Origin of the sequence: Burkholderia sp. Se-20378, assembly GCF_017104665.1 — a bacterium.
GTDB classification, from domain to species: Bacteria; Pseudomonadota; Gammaproteobacteria; order Burkholderiales; family Burkholderiaceae; genus Burkholderia; species Burkholderia lata.
The window spans coordinates 1-6,000 of record NZ_JAAGPG010000503.1; the positions used below are offsets into that span (position 1 = coordinate 1).

6 protein-coding genes are annotated in these 6,000 nt (G+C 68.3%); all 6 read right to left on the reverse strand.

Translation table 11 applies throughout. From position 1 onward, the window contains the following. A partial coding sequence (locus G3N93_RS32275; protein ID WP_206134781.1) for a LacI family DNA-binding transcriptional regulator occupies window positions 1-817 on the reverse strand: 817 nt, incomplete at its 3' end. 500 nt (window positions 818-1,317) lie between these two features. After that, complete coding sequence (locus G3N93_RS32280; RefSeq protein WP_174933951.1) at window positions 1,318-2,283, reverse strand: NAD(P)-dependent oxidoreductase; 966 nt, start codon at window positions 2,281-2,283, stop codon at window positions 1,318-1,320. Window positions 2,284-2,288: 5 nt separating this feature from the next. Next, the gene (locus G3N93_RS32285; protein WP_174945368.1) at window positions 2,289-3,569 is read right to left on the reverse strand and encodes an MFS transporter; all 1,281 of its coding nucleotides are present in this window, start codon (window positions 3,567-3,569) and stop codon (window positions 2,289-2,291) included. A 159-nt stretch (window positions 3,570-3,728) separates the two neighbouring features. Further along, window positions 3,729-4,721 carry a sugar kinase gene (locus tag G3N93_RS32290; protein ID WP_174933947.1) on the reverse strand — a complete coding sequence of 331 codons (993 nt, stop codon included), beginning with the start codon at window positions 4,719-4,721 and terminating at the stop codon, window positions 3,729-3,731. Between the two features lie 36 nt (window positions 4,722-4,757). Further along, a complete protein-coding gene (locus G3N93_RS32295; RefSeq protein ID WP_174933945.1) occupies window positions 4,758-5,522 on the reverse strand; it encodes a sugar phosphate isomerase/epimerase in 765 nt (254 codons plus the stop codon). Window positions 5,523-5,682: 160 nt separating this feature from the next. Then, window positions 5,683-6,000 (reverse strand): LysR substrate-binding domain-containing protein (locus G3N93_RS32300; RefSeq protein WP_241026779.1); only part of this gene is annotated, 318 nt, incomplete at its 5' end.

Consider the following 6,000-nt stretch of genomic DNA (forward strand, 5'->3'; position numbering starts at 1 on the left):
CCCGACGCGTACACGCTGCGCCACACTCGTCCCCGCCACGCCGCTCTTCCGATCTCACACCGCGCCGCGCCGCGTCGTCGATGCGGGCATCGATGTCGGCCAGCGCCGCCGTGACCACCTCGGGCTCGTTCAGGTCGAGCACGACCGTCGACGGCACCGTCAGCCCGCGCGCCGCCAGTGCCGTGCGGAACGCGGCCTCGCGCAGGCGCCGCGAGCTGACGCGCTCGAACGGCTGCACGATGAAATGGATTGCGTCGAAACCGTGTTCAATCAGGTGAGCGAGCGCCGTCTCGATCGCATCGCCGTTGTCGAGGCCGATCAGGTCGGCCTCGAAGCCCTCGACCGTCCGGTCGACGAGCACGGCCGGGATGCCGGCCCCGCGCAGCGGGCGCAGCACGTCCTCGTCGGCGCCGAGCGCGTTGACGATCAGGCCTTCGACGCGGTAGGTCGTGAGCAGTTGCAGGAAGCGGCGCTCCATCTCGACTTCGTTGGCCGCGTGACAGATCAGCGGCATGTAGCCGAGCGCATGGCATGCGGCTTCGACGCCCTGCAGCACTTCGACGGTATAGGGATTGGTCAGGTCGGCCGCGAGCATGCCGAGCAAGCGGTTGCGGCCGCGCTTGAGCCCGCGTGCCATCTGGTTCGGCCGGTAGTTCAGCCGTGCGATGGCCGTTTCGATCCGCTGGCGCAGATCGGTGGACAGCACGTGCGTCTCGCCGTTGAGGTAGCGCGACACGCTGGTTTTGCCCGTGCCGGCCTCGCGCGCGACATCGCTGATCGTCGCCGGACGCGTCGTGGTTGGTTGCGAATCGGTCACTGTCGTGCCTCGCGACGTACGATCCGCGCCGCTTCGTGAGCAGACGGACCTTTGTTGTTGGAAACGTAAGCCACCCGGTGGAATCTCCTGTCGGTCAGCGTTAGCGCTTTAGCGCTTACGCTGACCCCATGCTTCGCGGTCGGCCAGCGTCTGCCCTTCAGCGCTTACGCTGCCCCCATGCTTCGCGGTCGGTCAGCGTCTGCCCTTCAGCGCTTACGCTGGTCCCATGCTTCGCGGTCGGTCAGCGTTGGCGCTCGAGCTTACGCCGATCCCCTGCTTCGCTGCTGATCGGCGCCGGCGCGTCGGCACCCGCCCCGGTTACCTGCAAAAGCAGTCGGCCGCACCGGACCTGGCGCGGATACCCGTCGCGGGACGCCACCGGCAGCGTTGCCGGGCGCGTCGACGCGACGCGCGGGGATCATAACGCAGCCAGCCCTCCGGCACCAAGATCATCGCCTCTAACAGCGCCGGCGTCACCCCGGCCGGACGAATATGGCGGATCAGACCTGTGCGCGCGCATCCGGGTTGACGAGATTCGTGCGCAGTGTGCCGGCCAGCGCGCCGACCAGGTTTTCCGCAGCGCAGCGCGCCATCGCATGGCGCGTCTCGTGCGTCGCCGAGCCGATATGCGGCAGCGCGACGACATTCTTCATCTGCAGCAGCGGCGAATCCGCCGCCAGCGGCTCCTTCTCGAACACGTCGAGCCCCGCGCCGCGGATCGTGCCCGCGCGCAGCGCATCGATCAGCGCGGCTTCGTCGACCACCGGCCCGCGCGATGCGTTGATCAGGATCGCCCCGCGCTTCATCTTCGCGAATTCGGCCGCACCGATCAGGTGGTGCGTTTCCGCGGACAGCGGCACCTGCAGGCACACGAAATCCGCTTGCGCGAGCAGTTCGTCGAGCGTGACGCGCCGCGCGCCGTACTGCGTCTCGGCTTCCGCATGCGCGGACCGGTTCGCGTACAGCACCTGCATCCGGAAGCCGAGCGCCGCGCGGCGCGCGACCGCGCCGCCGATCCGCCCGAGCCCGACGATGCCGAGCGTCTTGCCCTGCACGTCGGTGCCGTAAAGGTCCGGGCCGATGCTGTGATGCCAGTTGCCGGCCTTCACCCACTCGGCCAGCTCGACCACGCGTCGCGCGGACGCAAGGATCAGCGAGAACACCGTATCGGCGGTCGACTCGGTCAGCACGTCCGGCGTATGGGCGAGCACGATCCCGCGCCGCGTGAGGTCCGCAACGTCGAAGTTGTCGTAGCCGACCGAGATCGTCGACCACGCCTTCAGCCGCGGGGCGCGGTCGAGCATCTGCGGCGTGACCTTCAGGCTCGCGCCGATCGCGCCGTCCGCGTCGCCGAGCGCATCGGCGAGGGCTGCGGCGCCGTCGGCCTGCACGACGTCCGCATGCTCGCGCAGGTACGCGAGGACGTCATCGGGCAGCGGCTTGTACGCGACGATACGGGGCTTCATCTGATTCATTTTCCTTGCAGCGGCGTCGCGAGCGGATGCGTATCGCGCGCCTGGGGTTTGACGGACAGCGTGAGGATCACCGCGGCGACGAGCGCGGCGCTCATGAATGCGTACGACGCGACGGGCGAGCCGGTCGCACCGTTCAGGTAGCCGACGAAGTACGAGCCGACGAACGAGCCGAGCGCGCCCATGCTGTTGATCAGCGCCATCGCACCTCCGGCGACGTTTTTCGGCAGCAGTTCCGGCACGATCGCGAAGAACGGGCCGTACGGCGCGTACATCGCGGCGCCTGCCACGACCAGCAGCGCATACGAGATCCAGAAGTGCGACGAGCCGAGTGCGTACGATGCGGCGAACGCAGCCGCGCCGATCAGCAGGAACGGCCACACGAAGCCGCGGCGCGAACCGACCTTGTCGGACGCCCACGACGCGGCGAGCATCGCGATCGTCGCCGCGAGATACGGCAGCGCGGACAACCAGCCGGTCGCGACCATCCCGAGGTCGGAGCCGTTCTTGACGATCGACGGCAGCCACAGCACGAAGCCGTACACGCCGATGCTCCAGCAGAAATACTGCGCGCACAGCTTGATCACGGCCGGCGAGCGGAACGCCTCGCCATAGTTGCGCACGGGCTTGATCGTTGCCTGCTCGGCCGCGAGCGCCGCGTCGAGGTCGCGCTTTTCCTGCGCGTTGAGCCACGGCGAATCGGCCGGCTTGTCCTGCACGAGGAACCACCAGCACACGGCCCAGAGGACGGCCGGCACGCCTTCGGCGATGAACATGTGGCGCCAGCCGAATTCGTGCACGAGATAGCCCGACACGATCGACATCCACAGCACGGTGACCGGGTTGCCGAGGATCAGGAACGTGTTCGCCCGCGAGCGTTCGTTCTTCGTGAACCAGTTGCTGATGTAGATCAGCATCGCCGGCATCACGGCCGCCTCGACGACGCCGAGCACGAAGCGGATCGCCATCAGCGACGGGATGTTGCTGACCACGCCCGTAAGCGCCGCGCAGGCGCCCCACAGGATGAGGCTGACGAACACGAGCTTCTTCACGCTGCGGCGTTCCGCATAGATCGCGCCGGGAATCTGGAAAAAGAAGTAGCCGAGGAAGAACAATGCGCCGATCAGCGACGACAGGCCCTTGCTGATCCCGAGGTCCTGGTTGATGCCGGCCGCGGCCGCGAATCCGTAGTTCGCGCGGTCGAGGTAGGCGAGGCTGTACGTGATGAAGACGATCGGCATGATCGTCCACCAGCGGCGGGCAGCGAGAGTGTTGGCCATCAGAATGTCTCCTATGTCGACCAGTGTCAGCGCTTTAGCGCTTACTCCGGTCCCATGCTTCGCAGTCGGAACGCACGCTTCGACGCGCGTCCCGGTCCCGGATGTTGCCGTGCGCAAGCACGACGAAATGAGTCCGCGGATTGTGCCGTGTCCGGCCTCTCATTGCGCGGTGAAGGTTTCCTCTAAGCGATCGGCGCGATTGCTGACGTTTTCGAATCGATCGAGCGCGGCGCGGGTCGGCAGCCCTTCCGAATCGCCGATCACCTGGATCGCGAGCGCGCCGATCCGGTTGCCACGCGCCACCGCCTGCTCGATCGTCTTGCCCTCCAGCAGCGCGCTGACCACGCCGACCGCGAAGCCGTCGCCGGCGCCGACCGTGTCGACGACGTTCTGCACGCGCTCGCCCGTCACCGTTCCGTCATGGCCGTCGGCCGTCCGGTAGTACGCGCCTTCCGCACCGAGCTTGATCACGACACCGCGCGCGCCCTGTGCAAGATAGAAGCCCGCGATGTCGGCCGGTGTGTCATGCCCGGTCAACTGTCGCCCTTCGGCAATGCCCGGCAGCACCCAGTCCGCGAGCGACGCGATTGCGTTCAGCGTCTTCGCCATCACGTCGGCGGACGGCCACAGCGTCGGGCGCAGGTTCGGGTCGAACGAGATCGTCTTGCCGGCCGCGCGCATTTCGCGGGCGAGCTTGAACGCGAGCTCGCACGAGGTCGCGGAGATCGCCGGCGCGACGCCCGTCAGGTGCAGGTGGCGCGCGCCGAGCACGTAGTCGGCCACGTAGTCGTCGCACGACAGGTGGCTCGCGGCGGAGCCCTTGCGGAAATATTCGACGGTCGGGTCGCAGCCGTCGTCGTTGCGCGACTTCAGCTGGAAGCCGGTCGGATACCGCGGATCGACGGTCACGCACGACGCGTCGATGCCTTCGCGCGATAGCGTGTCGAGCACGTAACCGCCGAACGAATCGCGGCCGACGCGGCTCATCCAGCCGACCCGGAAGCCGAGCCGCGACAGGCCGATCGCCACGTTCAGGTCGGCGCCCGCGATCCGCTTCGCGAATTGCGTCGCGTGCGCGAGATGGCCGGGCTCGGTCGCGACGAACATCGCCATCGCTTCGCCGTAGGTCACGACATCGAGTGCTGCTTTCATCAATGAACTCTCCAGGATCCTTCCGCCGTCACGTCGTCACGCAGTGGCGAGCCACGCGACGCGCCGGCATGCATCGCCCGCCAGGTCGGCCGCGTCGAACGGGAACTCGATGCCGCGCGGCGCCTGCTGCGGCAGCGCAGCGAGCACGCCGGTCACGAGCGGGTCGTTCGGCGCCGGCGCGGCGGCGAAACGGCGTGCGCCCTCGCCCGCGACTGCCTTGCAATGAATGTATTCCACATGCGGCGCAAGCACTTGCGCGCAATCAAGCGGCGCTTCGCCCGGCCACTGCCAGTTGCCGATGTCGAACGTCATCCCGAGTGCATCGGGCATGCCCGCCGCGGCCAGCGCCTCGAACAGCCCGCGGAACTGCGCGAGCGCACCGCCGACCGGAAGCTGGCCGTTCTCGACCACCACGCGGGCCCGCGCGCCGCGCGACAGCGCAACGATGTCGGCCGCGTGCGCGTCGCCGGCAAAGCCGCCGAGCTGGAATTTCACGAAGCGCGCGCCGAGCGCGTCGGCTTCGGCGAGCGCGCTGCGCAATGCGTCCGCATCGAGCGCACCCGTTTCCGTGTACAGGTTGGCCGGCGTCGAAAACACCGACCACAACCCGTGGCTGGCCAGTTGCGCGCCGAGCGCAGCCAGCGCGCCAGGCGCGGCTTCCGCTTCCGACGCGAACAGTTCGCGCCGCACCTCGAAGCCGGTCGCACCGGATGCCGCCGCGGTCGCGATGAATGCGCTGTGGCCCTCCTGACGCACGCGGTCCATCCCGAATGCGCTCGCCACGATCACGATGTCTGTCATTTTGCCCTTTTTCCCCGGAATGGAACCGGTTCCATTTGCTTGAGACGGATGGTGCGCTTCGTGTCAGACCCACGCCATAGAGGAAATCCCTAAGACGGGGCACGACGCAAACGCGCGCCTGACGGCGAGCATCGCGCGTTCCCGGGCCGGGTTCGGCCGCTCAGGCGATGTCGTGTGCGAGGCTCATTTCGAGGAATTGGGCGGCGACCCGCGACGGCGCGCCGCCGTGCGGCACGAGGATGGAGAAGTGACGCGTGAGCGGCGCCGGTGCGAGCGAGCGCAGGACGAGCGCGGCATCGTCGTGACGCAGCGACATCGCGGACACGAACCCGACGCCCATCCCGGCCCGCACGGCTTCCTTGACGGCCTCGACGCCCGCGATCTCGAACGCGACGCGCATCGGCGCCGCGCCTTGCGCAAACGCGCGCTCGACGAGTTGCCGCACGGCGGAGCCCGCCTCGCGCAGCACGAGCGGAAA